Here is a 19,570-nt window from a genome sequence, read left to right as displayed (position 1 = left end):
GATTCCGCTAAAAAACAAAAAGTCGCTAGCATTAACTAACGACTTTTATAACTTTTATGCTTTGCAGCATTATTTGATCAAATGTTTAATTTGAATTAATTCATGTTCTTCTAAAAAACGCCATCTGCCTCTTGGCAAATCTTTTTTAGTTAAATTACCATATACTACACGATCAAGTTTAACCACATCGTAACCTAAATGTTCAAATATTCTACGTACAATACGGTTTTTACCACTATGAATTTGAATGCCAACCTCACGTTTTGATGCGCCCGCTACGTAAGAAACATTATCTGGCTTGATCAAACCATCTTCTAATTCTAAACCGAATTGAATTTTATTGAAATCGCCTTGGCTTAAACTTTTGTTTAATTCTACATGGTAAATTTTAGTAATGCCATTTTTAGGATGCGATAATTTATCTGCCAATTCTCCGTCATTAGTCATCAAAATTAACCCTGTTGTATTTCTGTCTAAGCGACCAACTGGGTAAATACGTTCACGACTTGCTTTCTCTACCAATTGCATTACCGTTCTGCGTTCTTGAGGATCATCTGTAGTAGTGATATAATCTTTAGGCTTGTTTAATAAAACGTAAACTTTCTTTTCACGTTTTAGCAATTCGCCATTGTAACGTACTTCGTCTTTGTAAGGATCAATTTTATGACCTAATTCAGAAACTGGAGATCCATTTACAGAAATTACACCTGCTTCAATCAATTCATCCGCCTTGCGACGAGAACAAATGCCAGAGTTTGCGATGTAACGATTTAAACGAATTAAGCCATCATCTTTCGGTTCTTGAGTTTTTCTTGCTCTAGTAGCAGGAGCTATCCTTTCGCCACGATATTCTTTACCTTTATAGCCTCCTTCATCGCGTTTTCGGTATGGGCGGCTATCTGTACTTCTAGATGTGCCACTTTTTTTATCAGCGAACTTCGATTTGTCGCCGTCTGTTATGAAATTATCTTTTTTAATGTAGCTACGTTTACCTTCCGTATTCTCATCTCTTGAGCTACCTTCTTTATATGCCCTTGGTTTATATCCGGCATTGCCACTTTCTTTCTTTTCCCAAGGTTTAAAACCGCCTTTACTATCACTTTTAGATTCGTCTCTATCGGTTCTAGGTTTGAAATCTTTTCCAGCTGATGTTCTAGCTTTAAAATCTTTCCCAGATGCTTGTTTTGAGTATGGCTTCGAATCGCCATCGCGAGATGTTCTTGGTTTGTATTCTTTTCTGTCGCCAGCCGCAAAACCAGATTTGCGTTTTTCTTTATCTTCTTTTTTGTCAAATCCAGAATTTTCTTTTCCGTCTTTGTCGTTAAATCTACTCTTAGGTTTATCAGTGCCTGCAGGTCTTCTGCTTGTACTTCTATCGCCCGATTTGGACTTGTCATCGCGACTGTTCCTGTTATTGTTTTTTATCATGATACGCTTTTAGCCACATAAAATATGCGGGTGCAAATTTAATAAAAATGTATCAATCTATTTCGTAAAAATTGAGCTAAAATCACAAAAATGGAATCTGTGTTTAAGTAGGTTTAAACCTTGATTTTAACAGAAAAATACGTAACTATTTGATAATTAACTAAATGTATTGTATCTTTGCCGAACCAATTATATTTGTTCACCAAAAAAAGGAGGAAGATGATAAAGAAACACCTCATTCCATGTACGGTAATTTTAACATTACTGGTTATGGCAAAAGTGTTTGCTTATAAGCTGCCAGAAGAAAAAACAAGTCGAAAAGAAGACAACAATACCACCATAAAAAAAGAAGCTGAAGAGCCAGCATTTACATTAGCTCAACTAGAATTTGCAGATGAAAATTTGCCCTTGGGCGATGCGAGGATTAACGGTAAAATGAAGAAAATTTTAGCTTCTTATGCCTACCAAAATTTGCAAACCAATCGTTTACACCGTAAAGCGGCAGAATGGTTCCCTATTATTGAACCGATTTTAGCAGCTTATGGTATCCCGAACGATTTTAAATACATGCCTTTAGTAGAATCAGGATTACAAAGTGGTACGTCTCCAAAAGGTGCATCGGGTTATTGGCAATTTATGCCAGGAACCGCTCGTACTTATGGATTGAAAGTAAATGGAAAGATAGATGAACGTCAAAACTTGAGGAAATCTACTATTGCAGCTTGTAAATACATTAGAGAGCTTTATAGTATTTTTGATAGCTGGACTTTAGTTGCGGCAGCTTATAATGTTGGCGATGTACACATGAAAAGACAAATTAACAAGCAAAATCAAGATAATTATTTTAAAATGAAATTGAATCGTGAAACAGGTGGATATGTTTACAAACTCATTTCAATGAAAGAAATTCTTGAAAATCCTGCTCGTAACGGTTACAAAAGTCAAAAAGCATTAATTGCATATACTGAATCTCAACCTACAACAATAGAATAAGATTTAGTAGTTAAAATTTATTAGCCATTCGTACAACACGAATGGCTTTTTTGATTCTCTTGAATGACAAATGTTTCCTATTTTAGTTGCATGTCGCTGCAAAAACTCCGTGTTATTTCTGTAATTAAACAAGCTTCTGAAGTTTTAAGTATAAATTTCGAAACCATAAATGGTGAAAAGTTGAATTACAAAGCAGGTCAGTTTTTGCCACTGGTTTTTCAAGTAAATGGGAGAGAGTTACGACGTTCGTATTCTTTTTGTAGTTCGCCAGATGTTGATGAACCTATTTCTATTGCAGTTAAATTAGTTGAAAATGGAGAGATATCAAGATTTATTCATCATCAAATAGCTATAGGCGATACTGTAGAAATAGCAAAACCAAATGGGCAATTTATTTATCAGCCAAATGCTAAAGCTAAAAGAACCGTTTTTTTATTTGCTGCTGGAGTTGGAATTACGCCTCTTTTATCCATTTTGAAAACAGCATTAATTACCGAAACAAACTCTAAAATTGTATTGATTTATAGTAGCCGCTCTGCGGAAGATACTTTGTTTATAGAGGAAATTGCTAAATGGCAAGTCGAACATTCTGCTAGATTGGAGGTTATTCATCTTTTTAGTAACTCGAAAAATTTATTTAGGGCAAGATTAAATGGTTTTCTCATCAACCAGTTGGTAAAAGAAAATATGGAATTTGATGCTAAAGATGCTTTGTTTTATACGTGTGGACCAGTAGATTATATGGATGTTTGTCGCATTACCTTATTAGGTGCAGGTTTTAAACCTAACCAAGTTAAACGCGAGACATTTGTTTTGCCGGAAGATGAGGCAGATGAAGACGATGCAACTGAAAAAGTTGTAGATAAAAATACGTATTCGGTTAATCTACATTTCAAAGGGAAAATACATCATTTGCTAGTTCCTTGGCCTAAAAGGATTTTAGAAATAGCGCTTGAAAATAAAATTAATTTGCCTTACAGTTGTAGTGGTGGAGTTTGTAGTACCTGTACGGCAACTTGCATTTCTGGTGGTGTTAGAATGGATTATAATGAGGTTTTAACGGATGATGAAGTTGCAAAAGGTAGAGTTTTAGTGTGTACAGGGCATCCGACAGTTAATGATACAACAATTACTTGGGGATAGTTTAACTACATAGTTAACATAGCAAACCAAAAACCATTAGATTCTTCTTTCAGGCAATGGTACAAAATCTGTTTCTCCAGGCACTGGTGGATATTCTTGATTTAACCATTTTGTTTTAGCTTCTCCAATTAATTCTTTGCTAGATGCTACGAAATTCCAATAAATAAACCGTTCTTCGGGAAAGGGTTCGCCGCCAAAAATGTAGATAGTGGTGTTTTCTTGCATGGTAAACTCACAAAGAGAACTGTCTTTTGCTACTAATAATTGTTTTGGTTGAAAAGTATTGCCATCGTTTTCAATAGCACCTTCTAAAATATAAATTCCGCTTTCGCCAAAAAGTTCCTCGCCAATTTTAACTGTGGTTCGAGTTGTACTTTTCAATTCCAATAAATATAAAGAACTATAAACTGGAATAGGAGATTTGTGTCCTAAAACTTCACCAGCAATTAATTTATAGTGGATGTTGTTATTTTTCCAAGTTGGAATTTCGTCCGCATCTGCGTGAAAAAATTCGGGTTCCATTTGTTCTAGATCTTTTGGTAGGGCAACCCAAATTTGTAAACCATGCAACATTTTAGTAGAGTGACGAAGATACTCAGGAGTTCTTTCTGAGTGAACAATTCCTTTTCCTGCTGTCATCCAGTTTACTTGACCTGGTTTAATTTCTACTTCGGTTCCTAAACTATCTTTGTGCATAATATTTCCCTGAAAAAGATAGGTGAGCGTAGATAAGCCAATATGTGGATGAGGTGGAATATCTAAATTTGCATGGTCGCTCATTATCGTTGGACCCATATGGTCTATAAAAGAAAAAGGGCCAACCATTCTTTTTTCTCTAAATGGCAACAATCTACCAACCATAAAATTCCCAATATCACTTGGTCTTTCTTCAATAATGAGCTTAATATTCGACATCAGATTATTTTTATTTAAAGATAATAATAATTTGGATGGTATAAATCTTTATCGTAATATTGCAATATTAAAATATAAATATGGGCGCATCTAAAACAGCACACTTTACACAAAAGCAAAATGAAATTGCGGCATTAATGAAAGCTTTAGGTCATCCGGCTAGGGTTGCAATAATTGATTATTTGTTAACGGTAGATACCTGTATTTGTGGAGATATTGTAAACGAATTGCCTTTAGCCCAACCAACTGTTTCTCAGCATTTAAAGGAGTTAAAGAACGCGGGGTTAATTAAAGGAAGTATTGAGGGAAATGCAATCTGTTACTGTATTGACGAAGAAACATTTAGTAAATTTCAAAATTTCCTGTCGGAGGTTTTTGGGAAAATTAAAGTACAAAAGAATAATTGTTGTTAATTAAATCGTAATAAAATGAAATTATCAGAAATTAAAACTATGCTAGCTACAGCTGAAACTGTAAATTTTATATTGGAAGATGGTACATCAGTACCTGAACATTTTCATGTAACTGAAATAGGTGTGGTAAGCAAACACTTTATAGATTGTGGTGGAACTGTTCGTACAGAAAAGAAGGCTAATTTTCAGTTGTGGGACGCTAATGATTTTGAGCATCGCCTAAAACCAGGTAAACTGTTAAACATTATTGGGCTATCAGAAAAGGTTTTGGGAATGGAAGATTTGGAGATAGAAGTAGAATATCAAAGTGATACCATTGGTAAATATGGATTGGACTTTAATGGAAAAGATTTTGTGCTAATAAATACTCAAACTGCTTGTTTAGCTAAAGATGCTTGTGGAATTCCGACAGAAAAACAAAAAATAAACTTGGTTCAATTGCCAACAGCAAATGCTTGTACACCTGGTGGCGGTTGCTGCTAATTAGGAAAATGAAGAAGATATTAGTGCTCTGTACAGGCAATAGTTGCCGTAGTCAGCTAGCAGAAGGTTATTTACGATATTTTGCAAAAGGTACTGCGGAAGTTTATAGTGCCGGAATTGAAACTCATGGTGTAAATCCAAAAGCTATAGCCACTATGGCGGAAGATGGAATTGATATTTCTAAACATACTTCAAGCCACGTTGATGAATATAGCAATATAGATTTTGATTACGTGATTACAGTTTGTGATAATGCTAAAGAAAACTGTCCATTTTTTTATAGCGAAGCGAAAAAGTTTCATTACAATTTTCCAGATCCTGCAAAGGCGAAAGGAACGGAAGAAGAAATTGAAGCGGAGTTTAACAGGGTTAGGGATTTAATTAAAAGCTATTGCTATCGTTTTATAAAAGAAAACCTCATTCAACTAATTTTGAATGAGGTTTTTTATTTTAGGCTAGATTCTTACTCTCCTTCTTCAGTCTCAACTAATCCTGGTATATCTACCATTTCGTTTACATCTGCTTTGTAATTTACGCCAGCTACATCAAAACCAAATAGGTTTAAGAAATCTGTTTTGTAACCTGCTAAATCGCCTATGGCTGGTAAATTTTCTGTAGTTGCTTGTTTCCATAAGGTAGCTACCTGATCTTGCACGTCATTACGCATTTCCCAATCGTCAATTCTGATACGCCCTTCATCGTCTACTGGAACATCACCATTGGTATATAATCTATCTTTAAACAATCTGCCAATTTGCTCAATACATCCTTCATGAATGCCTTCTTCTTTCATTATTTTATACAGTAATGAAATGTATAAAGGGATTACAGGAATTGCGGAGCTTGCTTGTGTAACTAAGGCTTTGTTTACTGAAACATAAGCTTTTCCGTTAAGATCGGCTAGTTTATCGCTAATGGTAAATGCGGTCGCTTCTAAGTGGTTTTTTGCCATGCCTATTGTTCCTTTGCGATAAACTGCTTCGGTAACAGCAGGGCCGATGTATGAATAAGCGACAGTTGTAAACCCATCAGCTAATAGGTTTTCTGCTTTTAATGCATCAATCCACATGCTCCAATCTTCACCTCCCATTACAGCTATTGTGTTTTCAATTTCTTCTTCATTAGCTGGCTCAATAGATACTTCAGAAACAATGCCAGTATGGAAATCGACTGTTTTATTGGTAAATGAACCGCCAATTGGTTTTAGAACAGAACGGTGTGTAATACCTGTATTTGGGTTAGTTCTAACTGGCGATGCTAAGCTATAGATGATTAAATCGATTTGACCTAAATCTGCTTTAATTAAATCGATGGTTTGTTGCTTTACTTCGTTTGAGAAAGCATCTCCATTAATACTTTTAGCATATAAACCAGCTTTTTGAGCTTCAGTTTCAAAGGCTGCGGTATTATACCAGCCTGGTGATGCAGTTTTGCCTTCTTTTGGTGGTTTTTCGAAATAAACACCAATTGTTGCTGCACCAGAGCCAAATGCACTAGTTATTCTTGACGCTAAACCAAAGCCTGTTGATGCACCAATTACAAGCACTTTTTTAGGTCCATCTATTTGGCCTTGAGATTTGATATAGTTAATTTGATTAATTACGTTTTGCTCACAACCTTTTGGGTGTGCGGTTAAACATATAAATCCTCGCATTCTAGGTTCAATAATCATAATTTTTTAAAGCTATTACTTAACTAATTAACGCTGGTTTAAATTACTGCGTTCTATTCTTCAAAACTATCCTTAATTTCTTTCCATTCCAAATATATAGTTCATTTGTTCAAATAGTACGCTATGTGCTGCTTAATCACACTCGGTTTTGATTTCCAGTTTTATATGATGTCAACCCAAGATAAGCGGGACTTAATAATAGTAAAATCCCCAGTATTTACTTAAAGTTTCAATTATGTTTTAAGGTAAATAGTTTGACAAAAAGCTGTGTTTTAACTATTGAAGATCAATAGCTTTTCTGCTTAAAATTTGTTATTTTTGCAGGCTGTTTTTTACTACCGAGAATTACAAAATTTATGAGCAAAAAGAACATTGACCTAGGTGAGCAAAAAGATGTTGAAGTGTATGGTGCTAGGGTGCATAATCTTAAAAATATTGATGTTAGTTTCCCTCGAAATAAGCTGGTAGTAATTACTGGTTTAAGCGGTAGCGGCAAGTCCTCGTTAGCTTTTGATACAATTTATGCCGAAGGACAACGTCGCTACATGGAAACATTTAGTGCATATTCTCGTCAGTTTATGGGAGGTATGGAACGCCCTGATGTTGATAAAGTTTCAGGCTTAAGTCCGGTTATAGCAATTGAGCAAAAAACTACCAGTAAAAACCCTCGCTCTACTGTAGGTACGATCACCGAAATTTATGATTTCATGCGTTTGCTTTATGCTCGTGTAGCAGATGCTTTTTCTTACAATACTGGTGAGAAAATGGAGCGAATGAGTGAGGATCAAATCCTTAAAAATATTTACAATAAGTTTAATACGATGCCGGTAAATATTCTGGCGCCTGTAGTAAAGGGTAGGAAAGGTCATTACCGTGAATTGTTTGAGCAAATTCGTAAACAAGGATATGTAAAAGTTCGTATTGATGGAGAAATACAAGATTTAACTGCTAAAATGCAGGTAGATCGCTATAAAATTCATGATATCGAGATTGTTGTTGATCGTTTAATAATTGATGAAAAGGATCATAAACGTTTATTAGATAGTATTCAAACTGCAATGCGTTTGGGTAAGGGAATTATTAAAATAAGTGATAAGGATAATAACGTAGCACATTTCAGTAAGTTTTTAATGTGCCCAACGACAGGTATTTCGTACGATGAACCCCAGCCAAATAGTTTTTCGTTTAATTCGCCCTATGGCGCATGTGAGCGTTGTGATGGTTTAGGTTATATTTTTGTGGTGGATAAGGAATCGGTGATGCCGAACATGAAATTGAGTATTTTAAATGGTGGTTTGGCTCCATTAGGTGAATATAGAGATGTTTGGATGTTTCAGGTGTTGAAAGCATTAGCTAAAAAGTATAATTTCTCACTTTCTACACCATTAGAAAAGTTAGGAGATGAAAATATTAATCTCATATTAAATGGTACACATGATTTATTGAGTGTAGCTGTTGAATATAATAAATGGAATGTCCAAAATTACCAAATCACTTTTGATGGCATTATTAAGTTATTAGAAGAACAGCAGGAGAAAAGAAGTGATACCGCAAATGCGGATGACATGGATGCTTTCCGCAAATTAAAAACTTGTCCAGAGTGTCATGGCGCTCGTTTAAAAAAAGAAAGCCTTCATTTTAAAGTAGATGGTAAGAATATTTTTGAGCTTGCCGAAATGGACATCTTTAGTTTAAAAACTTGGTTTACCGATGTTGAAAATCGCTTAAATGAGCGTCAAAATATAATTGCAAAAGAAATTTTAAAAGAGATTAGAGCTCGTATTGGTTTTTTAACTGATGTTGGTCTAAACTATTTATCGTTAGATAGAACTGCTAGAACACTTTCTGGTGGCGAGGCGCAACGTATTCGATTGGCTACTCAAATTGGTTCGCAGTTGATGAATGTAATGTACATTTTGGATGAGCCAAGTATTGGTTTGCATCAGCGTGATAACGAGCGTTTGATTGGTGCTTTGAAAAATCTTCGCGATTTAGGAAATACAGTTTTAGTGGTAGAGCACGATAAAGACATGATTTTAGAAGCCGACCATGTAATTGATATTGGTCCGGCGGCAGGTGTACATGGAGGAGAAGTTGTTGCTGAGGGAACACCTGCTCAGATTTTGAAATCGGGCACATTAACAGCTGCCTATTTGAATGGGAAGAAAGGAATTGAAGTTCCGAAGAAACGTAGAAAAGGAAATGGACATAAGTTATCTATCATTAAAGCAACTGGTCATAATTTAAAAGAGGTTTCGGTTGATTTCCCTTTGGGTAAATTTATTGCCGTTACTGGAGTTTCGGGTAGTGGAAAATCAAGTTTAATTACAGAAACACTATATCCAATTTTAAATCATCATTTTTTTAGAGCGAAAAAACATCCGCTTCCATACGAGAAAATTAATGGTTTAAAGGAAATTGATAAGGTAATAGAAATCGACCAAGCGCCAATTGGTCGTACACCAAGATCAAATCCATCTACCTATACAGGCGTTTTCTCTGACATTAGAAACTTGTTTGTGTTGTTGCCAGAAGCGAAAATTCGTGGTTACAAACCTGGTCGTTTTTCTTTCAATGTAAAAGGTGGCCGTTGTGAAACATGCCAAGGTGCAGGAATGAAGGTTATTGAAATGAATTTCTTGCCAGATGTTGCTGTACCGTGTGAAGAGTGTGGAGGTAGAAGATATAACCGTGAAACATTAGAGGTTCGTTATCGTGGTAAATCGATTAGCGATGTACTGGATATGAGTATTGAAGAGGCTTGTGCTTTTTTTGATCAGATGCCGGCGATTTACCGTAAAATAAAAACGTTAAATGATGTTGGGTTAGGGTATATCAGATTAGGGCAGTCTTCTACAACCTTATCTGGAGGGGAAGCGCAACGCGTAAAGTTGGCTACCGAACTTTCTAAAAAAGATACCGGAAAAACCTTTTATATTTTAGATGAACCTACAACTGGTTTGCACTTTGAAGACATTAATGTTTTATTGGGTGTGCTGAATGAGTTGGTTGAAAAGGGAAATACAGTTTTAGTAATTGAGCACAATTTGGATGTGGTAAAAGTTGCAGATTGGGTAATTGATTTAGGTGAAGAAGGTGGTGCTGGTGGTGGTCGGATTATTTTTGAAGGTACGCCTGAAGGGTTAATTCAAAATCCAATTAGCTTAACTGGTAAATTTTTGAAGAAGGAGATGGAAGGGTAGTTTAATCTAAGTGGTCGTCATGCTGAATTTATTTCAGCATCTGGCTTGCAACACAAACTTAGGTAGAAAAAAATATTCGAAAATCATATACAGAAGCCTGATTATTGTTAGTCGGGCTTTTTGCTGCAATCTTTTTGTACTTCGACAAGCTCAGCTTTACAAAAAGGATTTTCGCTTCAATCCCGTTTAGTTAACAATTGTCATTGCGAAGCATGAAGCAATCCTAAAGCGAATATTTAATATTTAGAAGTGTTTTAAGATTGCTTAGTCATTCTTCTTCTCAATGACGAACGAAACAATAGCTAAGTATTTTCCATGATGACTAATAGAAGCAAAATGCTTTTTCCCGTTAATTTTATCTACTAAATTCGGAACTCCATAGATGTCTTTCTCTAATACATAATGTTTAGAATTCGAATTAAAATCAGATAGGTAATTATGAGTATTTTCGAAATAGGTAGTTTGTATACTGCCAAGATCTTGGCTTGTTATTGAAGCAATGGTGTGAATGAAATCTAGATTGATGAGGCTTTTAGTATGAACTATTTTATCCTCAAAATTCACAAGCCCATTATTTCCATTAAATTTACAACTAAACCTTTTTGGGTTATAAAATCGTTCTTCAGTTTCTCTGTTGACGATTTTGTAAGCTGCTTCTTTCATGCTCCAAAATAACCAAACAGTTATTTCTGGATTTGTTGAAGTAAGAATTTGCTCTTGCTCATCTGCAGTAAAAAGTTTGTTTAAATATCCCTTTCTACGCCAATTACTTTCTAAACTTGCTTTTTGCAAGTCTACAATGTCATTACCCAGCATTTTGTGCTAGTTTTTCTTCTATTACAGCAATGGTTGCTTTTACAGTTAACATTTTATTCATAGATGCATCATCTATCGTTATTCCAAATTTCTCTTCAACATCTAAAACAATATCAACCAAGTTAGCTGAATTGATGTTGAGGTCTTTTAATAAATCGGTGTCTTCTGATATATTCTCTAGTGCAATTTTATTCTCTGTATAAGGTTTAATAATTTCTTTTAGATCGTTTATTATAGACATTTTATTAGTTTTTAAATTTTTTAAAGATAACACAAGCATTTACATCGCCAAAACCAAAATTGGCTTTCGCTAAAATAGTAAGTTCTTTATTTATTAATTGTGTAGGGATACAATGTGGATCAATTATAGTTGTTATTTCAGAATGTAAATCTTCACAATTAATATTTGGAAAGATAAAATCATCAGCTAATTGCAAAACCGAAGCCACACATTCCATACTTCCAGCTGCGCTCAGTGGATGACCAATCATACCTTTTAATGAATTTATAAGTGGAAAATCACTGCCAGATCGGCCAAGAGCATTTGCCCAATTTTCTATCTCGAATGCATCTTTTGTTGTTGCTGTTAAATGGCCGTTAATGATATCGATATCTTTTGATGATATTCCGGCATTTTTTATTGCATCCGTAATACATCTTTGAACAGCTAGCGGATTTGGAGCAGTCATTGTCCCTAACCCACGTTGTCCTCCAGAATTTACATTTCCACCTAAAACTTCAGCATAAATTTTAGCGCCTCTTTTTAAAGCGCTTTTTAAAGATTCGAGCACTAAAGCGCCAGCACCACTTGAAGGTACAAAGCCACTTGCAGAAGCACTCATTGGCCTACTTCCTTTTTCTGGTTCGTGGTTGTGCCTAAATGTACACACTTTCATAGCATCAAAACCTCCCCAAATGTAAGGTCCACTATCTGTTGTACTGCCAGCTAACATTCTGTTGGCTTGCCCTGATTTTATTCTATCGTAGGCCATCAATATACTTTCGGTTCCTGTTATGCAGGCTGATGAGTTAGTGGTCGTTTGATTCCCTAATCCTAATTTACCACCTATATAAGCACTTACCCCACTGGCCATAGTCTGTGCTACGGCGGTACTACCTAATCGTCTAACTTGTAAATCATCTAATTTATAAATAGATGATCTAACTTTTTCTATTCCTGATGTTCCAGTGCCGAAGATAGTGCCGCTTTCCCAATCTGGATTTTCATTGTTTTCTATCGATAAGCCTGCGTCTTTCCATGCTTCTAACGCTGCAATAACACCGTATAAAATTGCAGTACTTTCTAAAGATTTTAGTTCGAGTTCTGTAAAAGAAGCATGTATAATTTCATCCGTTAATTCGGGTTTGCCAGAAATCTGACAAGAAAACTTTAAGGCTTCTAATTGTTCATCGTGACGAATGCCAGAAATACCATTTTTTATCGCTTCCTTAAATTGTTTAAGATGTATGCCATTTGGCGAAACTATGCCTAAACCAGTAATTACAACACGATTATTCATGTGATTTTTCAGTTATCATTCCGGCAATAGTTCCCTTGCAAACAATTTCTCCAGCTTCGTTTTCCATCTTAACGTTACAACTTAATTTATTAAAGCGAAAATAAACTTTTTCACTGGTTACTATCACTTTTTCCAATGGGAAAACTGGTTTTAAAAAGTCTATATGATTTGAAGTCATCACAACAGCAGTTTTAGCGTGTGTATTTTGATCTCCTAGAAGGTAAATCCCTAAACATACTAGCCCTATTTGCGCCATTGTTTCAGTTAGAATGACCCCAGGAGTAATAGGGAAATCTCTAAAATGACCTTTATAAAAATCTAGCTCTTCAGCATAAGTGTAAGTTCCTTTAACACCATTCTCATCAATGTGTAGTAATTCATCTACAAAAAGAAATGGTTTACTATATGGGAGTTTTTCTAAAATTTGTTGTGCGTTCATATTACCATTGCAATATAATTCTTTGCGCTGAAAAACCTGGCCCAAAACTTAGCATTAATCCTTTTTCTCCAGCTTTTGGTTGGGTATCTATAAAACGTTCGAGTACATATAAAACTGTTGCACTCGACATATTTCCGTACAATCTTAATATATTTTTAGTTTCCTCTATGTTTTTTCCGAGCTCTCCAAAAAGGGATTCTACAATTTGCACTATTTTTTTTCCTCCGGGATGGAAGATTAGATGATCAATATCTTTAATTTCTAATTTTTGTTTAGCTAAAAACGGATGAATAATATTTGGAAAATGTTCGCTAATTGTGTCTGGAACAGCTATATCAAGTACCATTTGTAAACCCGTATTTCGAAGTTTAAAACCCATCATTTCTTCGGCATCATAAAAATGGTACATTTCTTCTGCTATTATCTCTGGCCCATCATCAGCTGAATCAGAACTTAATAATACACAAGCTGCACCATCACCAAAAATGGCGGCACTAACAATGTTTGTCATTGAGAAATCATTAAGCTGAAAAGTTGCAGTTGGTGATTCGACGGCAATTACCGCAGCTCTTTTACCAGGATTTGCTTTTAAAAAATTCTTGGCGTAAATGATGCCAGAAATACCAGCAGCACAACCCATTTCAGTTACGGGCAGTCTAACAATATCTTGTCGAAGTTTTAATGCATTGATTAAGTAAGAATCAAGAGAAGGAATCATAATGCCAGTACAACTTACGGTAATGATGAAATCTAAATCTTGAGGTTGCCACTGTGCTTTTTCTAATGCAGTTTGCAAACATTTTGTGCCTAGTTTAATTGCTTCTCGACAGTAGATGTCGTTTCTCTCTTCAAAACTTAAATCACTAAAAACTTCTTCTGGCGACATGATAGAATAGCGTCTATCCACAGCAGCATTTTCGAATATCTTTTTAACTTTTTTAACAAAACGCTCTTCTTTTCCATTTAACCAAATGTCTAAAAAAGGTATAATTTCACTCGTTGCTCTAGAATATTTTGGTAGGGCTTTGCTTACGGTCTTTATTTTTACGCTCATGCTGTTTGTATTATCCATTGGTAGCGGAATGCCCATTTCCAGTTTATAGAACAAAAATTTAAATTTAGTTGTTTTGAATATCGTTGCAAATCAGCTTTTTTAAAACCTCGTAGTATTGAAACTAATCCATCTTCTCTAGACATGTCATTTAATCGAAAAACAAAACATAGTACACTGAATAAATAATAGGCAATAGCACTTCTATGTAAATCATTAATTACAATACCGAGCTTTGCAGAATTTTTAAAATTTTGAATTAATCTGATAATATCTTCATCTGTAAAATGATGCAATGTTAAAGTACAAAGCATAATTTCACAGTCAGTTTTCTTGTCTAAATTTTCAAAAATGTCTTTGCATTCATAACTGATATTTTCATAATCCACCGATAAATTTCGAGCATGATCTACTGTGAAGTTATTCGCATCAATACCTATAAGTTCAAAATTTAAGTTATTGCTTTTGCCATAATCAGCTAACGCTCTCAACATATCGCCATTTCCACAACCTATATCTATTATACGAATAATTTCTTGGTTTGGTTTGTTTCTAATTAGTTCTTTAACACCATTTAAGGTAACCTTATTACCACCTAATAATCTATTTATACTAGCAATTTTATCAAGTGCATCTCTTAATATTTCACCCTCTAGTTTAAAATCATCCATTATTTCTGGAGCTGCACTTCTACGACTGGTATCTATCCACATTATTTATCAAAAATTAAAGGTTTTCCATGCGTTTTCTTTATGATTTGCTGAAGGAAAAAAGGTATTTTTATCACACTTGTCAACAACATATCAGTTAATTTATCTTTTCTTAAAATAGAAGATAAAATGCTCCCCATTTTTAAGCGTGATCGAAATTGTTCATTCCATAATGTGGTATATTTTTTTTCAAGTTCCGTTCTGGAAAATATAATCCCATCAAAAAATTGCAGTAGTAATTCCGAACATATTTTAGCACTATGAATTGCCATTGCCATACCATTACCGCACAGCGGATGAATAAGTCCGGCAGTATCACCTATAAATAAAATATGATCAGCAACGGCAGTTTTGGCTCCGAATGCCAATTGACTAATTGTCAAAGGAGCCTCGAATATTATCTCACTATTTTCAAAAATTTCTGCTAAATGTTTATTCCGATGGAGAACCTTTTGCTGATAGGTTTCTATATTCTTATATGCTTTAAAAGTCGCATAATTAGCCAAATAACAGATGTTAATGTGTTGATTTTCAACCTTAGAAACCCCACAGTATCCGCCGTTAAAATTGTGTACTGCTACCAAGTCATCTGGAAAATTACCTTTGTAATGTGCTTTTACAGCTAAATATGGAGATTTCTCTTTAATAAATGGACGATCTAATTTTACATCAATAGTGGATCGCTTACCATATGCACCAATAACTTGTTTTGAGATAAATTTTTTTCCAGTTAAAGTATTTACTAAGAAAGTACCGTTATCAAAAGTGATTTCATTTACTGTATCTTCTATAATTTCAATTCCTTTTTCCAACAGTTGCTGATAGAGGAAATTATCCAATTCATATCTGCTAATCCCAAAACCACCTAAAGGTAAATTAACACTTATACTTTTTCCTGAAACTGTAGTGAGTTGTAAACGATTAATGTGAGTTGGATATAATTTATTAATATCAATGTTTAGCCATTCAAAATAAGGGAGAACTTCATTTGAAACATATTCTCCACAAACTTTATGATGTGGATAGCTACTTTTTTCAATTAAAATAATTTTTAAACCAGCTTTATGAAGATGGAGAGCTGCAGTTAAACCAGCAAGTCCGCCACCAACTATTAAAACATCCGATTTAAAATCCATAATAATTGGTTTGTAGCGCAACTTTTTTATTTGCCTTCTTTTAAGCCTAATCCTTTTAGATAGCCATTATTAGTATAACAGTTTTGGAATTTACATTGTTCTAGTAAATTATTTAAAGCAGTTTCCATGAGGACTCTATCAGTTGGAGCGTATTTTCTTAAATCTGCAAAACTATTTTTTGGTTGATCTGCATATTTAATAATTAAATTATAATGTTCAGGTACAGGAAAAGAGACAATTCCAGCTTTTGCATCCATTTTTTTGTAAGGCCAAAAATGCCAGCTGATGTTGTGTTTTTCCATTAAAGTTCTAAACTCAAATATCCATTTGTCATTATTCTCTCCAGTTTCACCAACATAAATAGGTACGTTGTACTTATTGCTAAAATCTAAATATTCTTGTATCACATCTTGTGTAGTAGCGGTCCAATATTTATGAAATGTATAAACAAGCTTGCTATCAAAAGGCCGATTGAAAATTTTAAAATTAGAATCCCATTGTGCACCTCCTAAAAAGATCAAATGGTTTTTATCTACAGTTCTTACTGCAGCAGTAATTGCTTTATAAAGCGGTTCTAAATATGGGTTTAACTTTTTGGTATCGAAATAATGGGCAATAGGTTCATTTAATAAATCATAACCAATTATTGTTGGTTCATTTTTATAATGCGCTGCAATTTTTTTCCAAATAGAAATTGTTAATTTTTGGCTGGCTTCGTTTTCAAATAAAAATGGGTAACCATCACTGTCATCAATGTTATCTCCTGTCTGTCCACCAGGAGCACAATGCATGTCTAAAATAACAGGCAAATCTTCTTCTTTACACCATTTAATAACTCTATCCAATAACTCAAATCCACGATTTGCGTTATTAGTGCCTAAATAACTTTCTGTAGTAAACAATTTATAATGAAATGGAATACGAATAGAATTCATTCCAGAACTTTTTAAATAATGAATATCTTCTTTAGTTATATAATTTGTTAAATATTTTTGCCAAAATGCGGCAGTTTTATCTGGACCAATTAATTCTGTAAACACCTGATTGATCATTCTAGGTGAGCTTACATCTTTAAATTTAAACATGTATCCCTCTGGGATAAGCCAGTTACCTAAATTTGTTCCTTTTAAAACTATCGGTTTGCCATTTGGAGCAACAATATCTTTTCCTACTACATTAAAAAATTTTTGACTTTGTGCTTGTAATACGATGGGAAATAATAGAGCAATTAAAAATTTTAAATATTTCATGATAATAATGGGAATGAAATTTGAAGCTCTAAGTTAATTAAAGGATTAAATACATTCTCTTTATTAACTTCGTAAAAATGAAAAACTTACTTACTTCGTCTCAAATGCGAAATGCTGATGCTTATACAATTAAACATCAATCCATTTCTAGTATTAATTTAATGGAAAAGGCCGCAAAAGCATTTGTAAAAGTTTTTAAAAAAGAAGTTCCCAATAAAGAGGCTAGAATTTCTATTTTATGCGGACAAGGAAATAATGGAGGCGATGGTTTAGCCATTGCAAGACTTTTGTATGGTGAAAACTATAAAGAAATCGCTGTTTACTTAATAGATTTTTCTGAAAATCAGAGTGAGGATAACAAAAAAAATATAAAGCGATTGTTGAAGTTTAAAATTCCAGTTGTAATTATTAAAGGAATTGAGGAATTAAAGAACTTACAAGCAGATATAATAGTCGATGCAATTCTTGGATCTGGATTAAATAAACCTTTGCAAGGAAATTATGCAGATACAGCAAGTTTTGTAAATGACTTAAACGCAAAGGTTATAGCGGTTGATGTACCTACTGGATTTAACTCTGAGGGCGGAATAGCCGAAAAATATAGCGGTATTAAAGCAGATTTGACAATTTGTTTTCAAAGACCAAAAATTAATTTTTTCTTTCCTGAATCGGTAAAAGCGTTATCCCGATTTAAAGTTGTAGATATAGGTTTGGATGAAAACTTTATTGAAAATCAGAAAAGCGAGTGGAAATTAACAACAGAGCAAGGAATTAAGAAACTGATAAAACCTAGAAAGAATTTTAGTCATAAAGGAACTTATGGTCATGCTTTAATTGTTGCAGGAAATAATACTACAATGGGTGCCGCTTTATTAGCCGCAAGTGCTTGTATACATTCGGGTGCTGGATTAACTACCGTTTGTTTACCACAAAGTGGATTAATAGCTTTAAATACCTCTTTGCCAGAAGCAATGGCTTTGCCAAGAAATCAGCATTTAGCAATGGAAGCTTTTGATAAGTTGTCTGCTATTGCAGTTGGTCCGGGTTTGGGAATAGAGGAAGAAAATGAAGAAATTTTAGAAAAATTAGTCAACTTAAGAAAACCATTAGTATTGGATGCAGATGCACTTACACTTTTAAGTCAACGAGGAGATTTACTATATGAATTACCTGCCCAAAGTATTTTGACTCCTCATATGAAAGAATTCGATAGACTGTTTGGGGAACATAAAAATTGGTGGAAACGAGTTGAAACCGCCAGGAGAGAAGCAGTAGAGAGAGGGTTAATTTTTGTACTTAAAAACCAATATACTTTTGTGTGTTTGCCAGATGGAGATGTACATATTAATTCAACTGGTAATCCAGCAATGGCCTCTGGAGGCATGGGTGATGTTTTAACTGGAATAATCACAGGTTTAATGGCGCAATCTTATTCTTCGGCAGATGCAGCAATCTTGGGAGCGTATTTACATGGAAAAGCAGGTGACGAATTAGCAAAAAAGAGATTTACAGTAAGCGCTTCTCAGTTGGCTTTGCAAATTCCTAAAACAATAAAGAGAATAATTAAATAGTTGCGCCGCCCATTACAATCATTTTCTCCATGGTTGGGTTTTGACTTCCGCCCATTGGCTCAATTGTAACTGCAAAAGCTTGTGCTTTTTCAATGGTTTCCATTTGTTTAACAGCTTCCTTAGCGTTTTCGCTAAATACACCTAAACTCACAGGTTTGCCATCCACTAATGCCCATAATTGATATTCGTGCGATTGATCTGTTTTAGGCAAATCCATTGCGGCATAATTAATTAAGATGTTTTTGTTGTTTTTGTTCCAATACACTAGCATTTTAGCTTTTGGCGAATTTTTAACACCAGCTAATTTAACGGTGGCCCATTCGTCAGTTTCAGTCATCGCTATTCTGTTTTCCATACCAGCTTTAGTAAATTCCAATTTAGAAACTGTACTTGCAAATTGATCTCTTTGGGTACTTAAGCTAGCAATTTGATCATGGGCAGAATTTAATTTACTGTAAACTGAAATTAATGCAGCTACGCTAACCACTAATAATGCTAAACAAGCAACTAAAGCAAAGCGTAATGTTTTAATTTTTGCATCATTTGTGCCTTGATATAAAGAAACAATTTTAGGCTCAGCATTAATTTTTTCAGTTGTAGGTGAACTTAATTGTGACAGAATTTGATTTTCAAGTTCAGCAGACGGTGTTATTGCATTTTCTAAAGCGTAAGATTCCATTGCAAGTTCGATTGCCAAAATTTCTGCTTTTATTTCAGCATGTTTAGCAGCCATAGCTTCAACTTCGTAACATTCTTGAGCAGATAATTGCCCTAAAACGTAAAGTTCAAGTATGCCAGATTCGATATATGCTTTTACTTCTTCCACC

General features: G+C 34.4%; 18 protein-coding genes and 1 pseudogene. 7 read left to right on the top strand and 12 right to left on the bottom strand.

The window, feature by feature from the left end:
• Positions 1 to 69: 69 nt before the first annotated feature.
• On the bottom strand, positions 70 to 1,428 hold the full coding sequence (locus HQN85_RS12645) for a pseudouridine synthase (protein WP_173272788.1): 1,359 nt from the start codon (positions 1,426 to 1,428) through the stop codon (positions 70 to 72).
• A gap of 219 nt (positions 1,429 to 1,647) precedes the next feature.
• Between HQN85_RS12645 and HQN85_RS12640 the strand changes: the two genes are divergently transcribed.
• Positions 1,648 to 2,421: a lytic transglycosylase domain-containing protein gene (locus tag HQN85_RS12640; protein WP_173272786.1), complete on the top strand. Its 774-nt coding sequence runs from the start codon at positions 1,648 to 1,650 to the stop codon at positions 2,419 to 2,421.
• Positions 2,422 to 2,511: 90 nt separating this feature from the next.
• Positions 2,512 to 3,564 (top strand): ferredoxin--NADP reductase, encoded by a 1,053-nt coding sequence (locus tag HQN85_RS12635; RefSeq protein WP_173272784.1) that lies wholly within the window; start codon positions 2,512 to 2,514, stop codon positions 3,562 to 3,564.
• Between the two features lie 36 nt (positions 3,565 to 3,600).
• Here HQN85_RS12635 and HQN85_RS12630 read toward each other — a convergent pair whose 3' ends face one another.
• Positions 3,601 to 4,479 carry a pirin family protein gene (locus HQN85_RS12630; RefSeq protein WP_173272782.1) on the bottom strand — a complete coding sequence of 293 codons (879 nt, stop codon included), beginning with the start codon at positions 4,477 to 4,479 and terminating at the stop codon, positions 3,601 to 3,603.
• Positions 4,480 to 4,559: 80 nt separating this feature from the next.
• Here HQN85_RS12630 and HQN85_RS12625 point away from each other — a divergent pair, with 80 nt between their 5' ends.
• From HQN85_RS12625 to HQN85_RS12615, 3 genes and pseudogenes are all read left to right on the top strand, one after another.
• Entirely contained in the window at positions 4,560 to 4,892 is a 333-nt protein-coding gene (locus HQN85_RS12625) for an ArsR/SmtB family transcription factor (protein ID WP_173272780.1), read from the top strand.
• Between the two features lie 15 nt (positions 4,893 to 4,907).
• Positions 4,908 to 5,375, top strand: coding sequence for a DUF6428 family protein (locus tag HQN85_RS12620; protein ID WP_173272778.1), 468 nt, complete (start codon positions 4,908 to 4,910; stop codon positions 5,373 to 5,375).
• Between the two features lie 8 nt (positions 5,376 to 5,383).
• Positions 5,384 to 5,794 (top strand): annotated as a pseudogene (locus HQN85_RS12615) (arsenate reductase ArsC); the annotation flags it as partial.
• A gap of 44 nt (positions 5,795 to 5,838) precedes the next feature.
• Here the strand turns inward: HQN85_RS12615 and fabV are convergent.
• Entirely contained in the window at positions 5,839 to 7,047 is a 1,209-nt protein-coding gene (fabV, locus tag HQN85_RS12610; RefSeq protein ID WP_173272774.1) for an enoyl-ACP reductase FabV, read from the bottom strand.
• Between the two features lie 356 nt (positions 7,048 to 7,403).
• On the opposite strand from fabV, the gene uvrA reads away from it, so the two are divergent.
• Positions 7,404 to 10,250 carry an excinuclease ABC subunit UvrA gene (gene uvrA, locus HQN85_RS12605; RefSeq protein WP_173272772.1) on the top strand — a complete coding sequence of 949 codons (2,847 nt, stop codon included), beginning with the start codon at positions 7,404 to 7,406 and terminating at the stop codon, positions 10,248 to 10,250.
• Positions 10,251 to 10,514: 264 nt separating this feature from the next.
• Here the strand turns inward: uvrA and HQN85_RS12600 are convergent, their stop codons facing one another.
• From HQN85_RS12600 to HQN85_RS12565, 8 genes are read right to left on the bottom strand one after another with little or no spacing between them, the layout of a single operon-like run.
• Entirely contained in the window at positions 10,515 to 11,066 is a 552-nt protein-coding gene (locus HQN85_RS12600; RefSeq protein WP_173272770.1) for a 4'-phosphopantetheinyl transferase family protein, read from the bottom strand.
• Complete coding sequence (locus tag HQN85_RS12595; RefSeq protein ID WP_173272768.1) at positions 11,056 to 11,307, bottom strand: acyl carrier protein; 252 nt, start codon at positions 11,305 to 11,307, stop codon at positions 11,056 to 11,058. The genes HQN85_RS12600 and HQN85_RS12595 overlap by 11 nt, the downstream gene beginning before the upstream one ends.
• Positions 11,308 to 11,311: 4 nt before the next feature.
• Positions 11,312 to 12,586, bottom strand: a complete 1,275-nt coding sequence (locus tag HQN85_RS12590; RefSeq protein WP_173272765.1) for a beta-ketoacyl-[acyl-carrier-protein] synthase family protein — start codon at positions 12,584 to 12,586, stop codon at positions 11,312 to 11,314.
• A complete protein-coding gene (locus HQN85_RS12585; protein WP_173272763.1) occupies positions 12,579 to 13,025 on the bottom strand; it encodes a 3-hydroxyacyl-ACP dehydratase FabZ family protein in 447 nt (148 codons plus the stop codon). The genes HQN85_RS12590 and HQN85_RS12585 overlap by 8 nt, the downstream gene beginning before the upstream one ends.
• Position 13,026: 1 nt before the next feature.
• Positions 13,027 to 14,079, bottom strand: a complete 1,053-nt coding sequence (locus HQN85_RS12580) for a type III polyketide synthase (protein WP_173272761.1) — start codon at positions 14,077 to 14,079, stop codon at positions 13,027 to 13,029.
• On the bottom strand, positions 14,076 to 14,789 hold the full coding sequence (locus tag HQN85_RS12575) for a methyltransferase domain-containing protein (RefSeq protein ID WP_173272759.1): 714 nt from the start codon (positions 14,787 to 14,789) through the stop codon (positions 14,076 to 14,078). Before HQN85_RS12575 ends, HQN85_RS12580 begins: the two co-directional genes overlap by 4 nt.
• Positions 14,789 to 15,922, bottom strand: coding sequence for an NAD(P)/FAD-dependent oxidoreductase (locus HQN85_RS12570; protein ID WP_173272756.1), 1,134 nt, complete (start codon positions 15,920 to 15,922; stop codon positions 14,789 to 14,791). Before HQN85_RS12570 ends, HQN85_RS12575 begins: the two co-directional genes overlap by 1 nt.
• Positions 15,923 to 15,948: 26 nt before the next feature.
• The gene (locus tag HQN85_RS12565; protein WP_173272754.1) at positions 15,949 to 17,172 is read right to left on the bottom strand and encodes a glycoside hydrolase family 5 protein; all 1,224 of its coding nucleotides are present in this window, start codon (positions 17,170 to 17,172) and stop codon (positions 15,949 to 15,951) included.
• 77 nt (positions 17,173 to 17,249) lie between these two features.
• Here HQN85_RS12565 and HQN85_RS12560 point away from each other — a divergent pair, with 77 nt between their 5' ends.
• Entirely contained in the window at positions 17,250 to 18,743 is a 1,494-nt protein-coding gene (locus HQN85_RS12560; protein ID WP_173272752.1) for an NAD(P)H-hydrate dehydratase, read from the top strand.
• On the opposite strand, the gene HQN85_RS12555 is transcribed toward HQN85_RS12560, so the two are convergent.
• The gene (locus HQN85_RS12555; RefSeq protein WP_173272750.1) at positions 18,736 to 19,569 is read right to left on the bottom strand and encodes an anti-sigma factor; all 834 of its coding nucleotides are present in this window, start codon (positions 19,567 to 19,569) and stop codon (positions 18,736 to 18,738) included. The genes HQN85_RS12560 and HQN85_RS12555 overlap by 8 nt on opposite strands.
• Between the last annotated feature and the right edge of the window lies 1 nt (position 19,570).

This window comes from Pedobacter boryungensis (assembly GCF_013204825.1).
Lineage (GTDB): Bacteria > Bacteroidota > Bacteroidia > Sphingobacteriales > Sphingobacteriaceae > Pedobacter > Pedobacter boryungensis.
The sequence above is the reverse complement of the archived record's forward strand: the minus strand, read 5'-3'. Positions and strand labels throughout refer to the sequence as shown.

Bases quoted from the DNA above. Each gene is read 5' to 3' on its own strand.
- HQN85_RS12645 (WP_173272788.1), bottom strand. From the start codon at position 1,428: ATGATAAAAAACAATAACAGGAACAGTCGCGATGACAAGTCCAAATCG.
- HQN85_RS12640 (WP_173272786.1), top strand. From the start codon at position 1,648: ATGATAAAGAAACACCTCATTCCATGTACGGTAATTTTAACATTACTG.
- HQN85_RS12635 (WP_173272784.1), top strand. From the start codon at position 2,512: ATGTCGCTGCAAAAACTCCGTGTTATTTCTGTAATTAAACAAGCTTCT.
- HQN85_RS12630 (WP_173272782.1), bottom strand. From the start codon at position 4,479: ATGTCGAATATTAAGCTCATTATTGAAGAAAGACCAAGTGATATTGGG.
- HQN85_RS12625 (WP_173272780.1), top strand. From the start codon at position 4,560: ATGGGCGCATCTAAAACAGCACACTTTACACAAAAGCAAAATGAAATT.
- HQN85_RS12620 (WP_173272778.1), top strand. From the start codon at position 4,908: ATGAAATTATCAGAAATTAAAACTATGCTAGCTACAGCTGAAACTGTA.
- fabV (WP_173272774.1), bottom strand. From the start codon at position 7,047: ATGATTATTGAACCTAGAATGCGAGGATTTATATGTTTAACCGCACAC.
- uvrA (WP_173272772.1), top strand. From the start codon at position 7,404: ATGAGCAAAAAGAACATTGACCTAGGTGAGCAAAAAGATGTTGAAGTG.
- HQN85_RS12600 (WP_173272770.1), bottom strand. From the start codon at position 11,066: ATGCTGGGTAATGACATTGTAGACTTGCAAAAAGCAAGTTTAGAAAGT.
- HQN85_RS12595 (WP_173272768.1), bottom strand. From the start codon at position 11,307: ATGTCTATAATAAACGATCTAAAAGAAATTATTAAACCTTATACAGAG.
- HQN85_RS12590 (WP_173272765.1), bottom strand. From the start codon at position 12,586: ATGAATAATCGTGTTGTAATTACTGGTTTAGGCATAGTTTCGCCAAAT.
- HQN85_RS12585 (WP_173272763.1), bottom strand. From the start codon at position 13,025: ATGAACGCACAACAAATTTTAGAAAAACTCCCATATAGTAAACCATTT.
- HQN85_RS12580 (WP_173272761.1), bottom strand. From the start codon at position 14,079: ATGAGCGTAAAAATAAAGACCGTAAGCAAAGCCCTACCAAAATATTCT.
- HQN85_RS12575 (WP_173272759.1), bottom strand. From the start codon at position 14,789: ATGTGGATAGATACCAGTCGTAGAAGTGCAGCTCCAGAAATAATGGAT.
- HQN85_RS12570 (WP_173272756.1), bottom strand. From the start codon at position 15,922: ATGGATTTTAAATCGGATGTTTTAATAGTTGGTGGCGGACTTGCTGGT.
- HQN85_RS12565 (WP_173272754.1), bottom strand. From the start codon at position 17,172: ATGAAATATTTAAAATTTTTAATTGCTCTATTATTTCCCATCGTATTA.
- HQN85_RS12560 (WP_173272752.1), top strand. From the start codon at position 17,250: ATGAAAAACTTACTTACTTCGTCTCAAATGCGAAATGCTGATGCTTAT.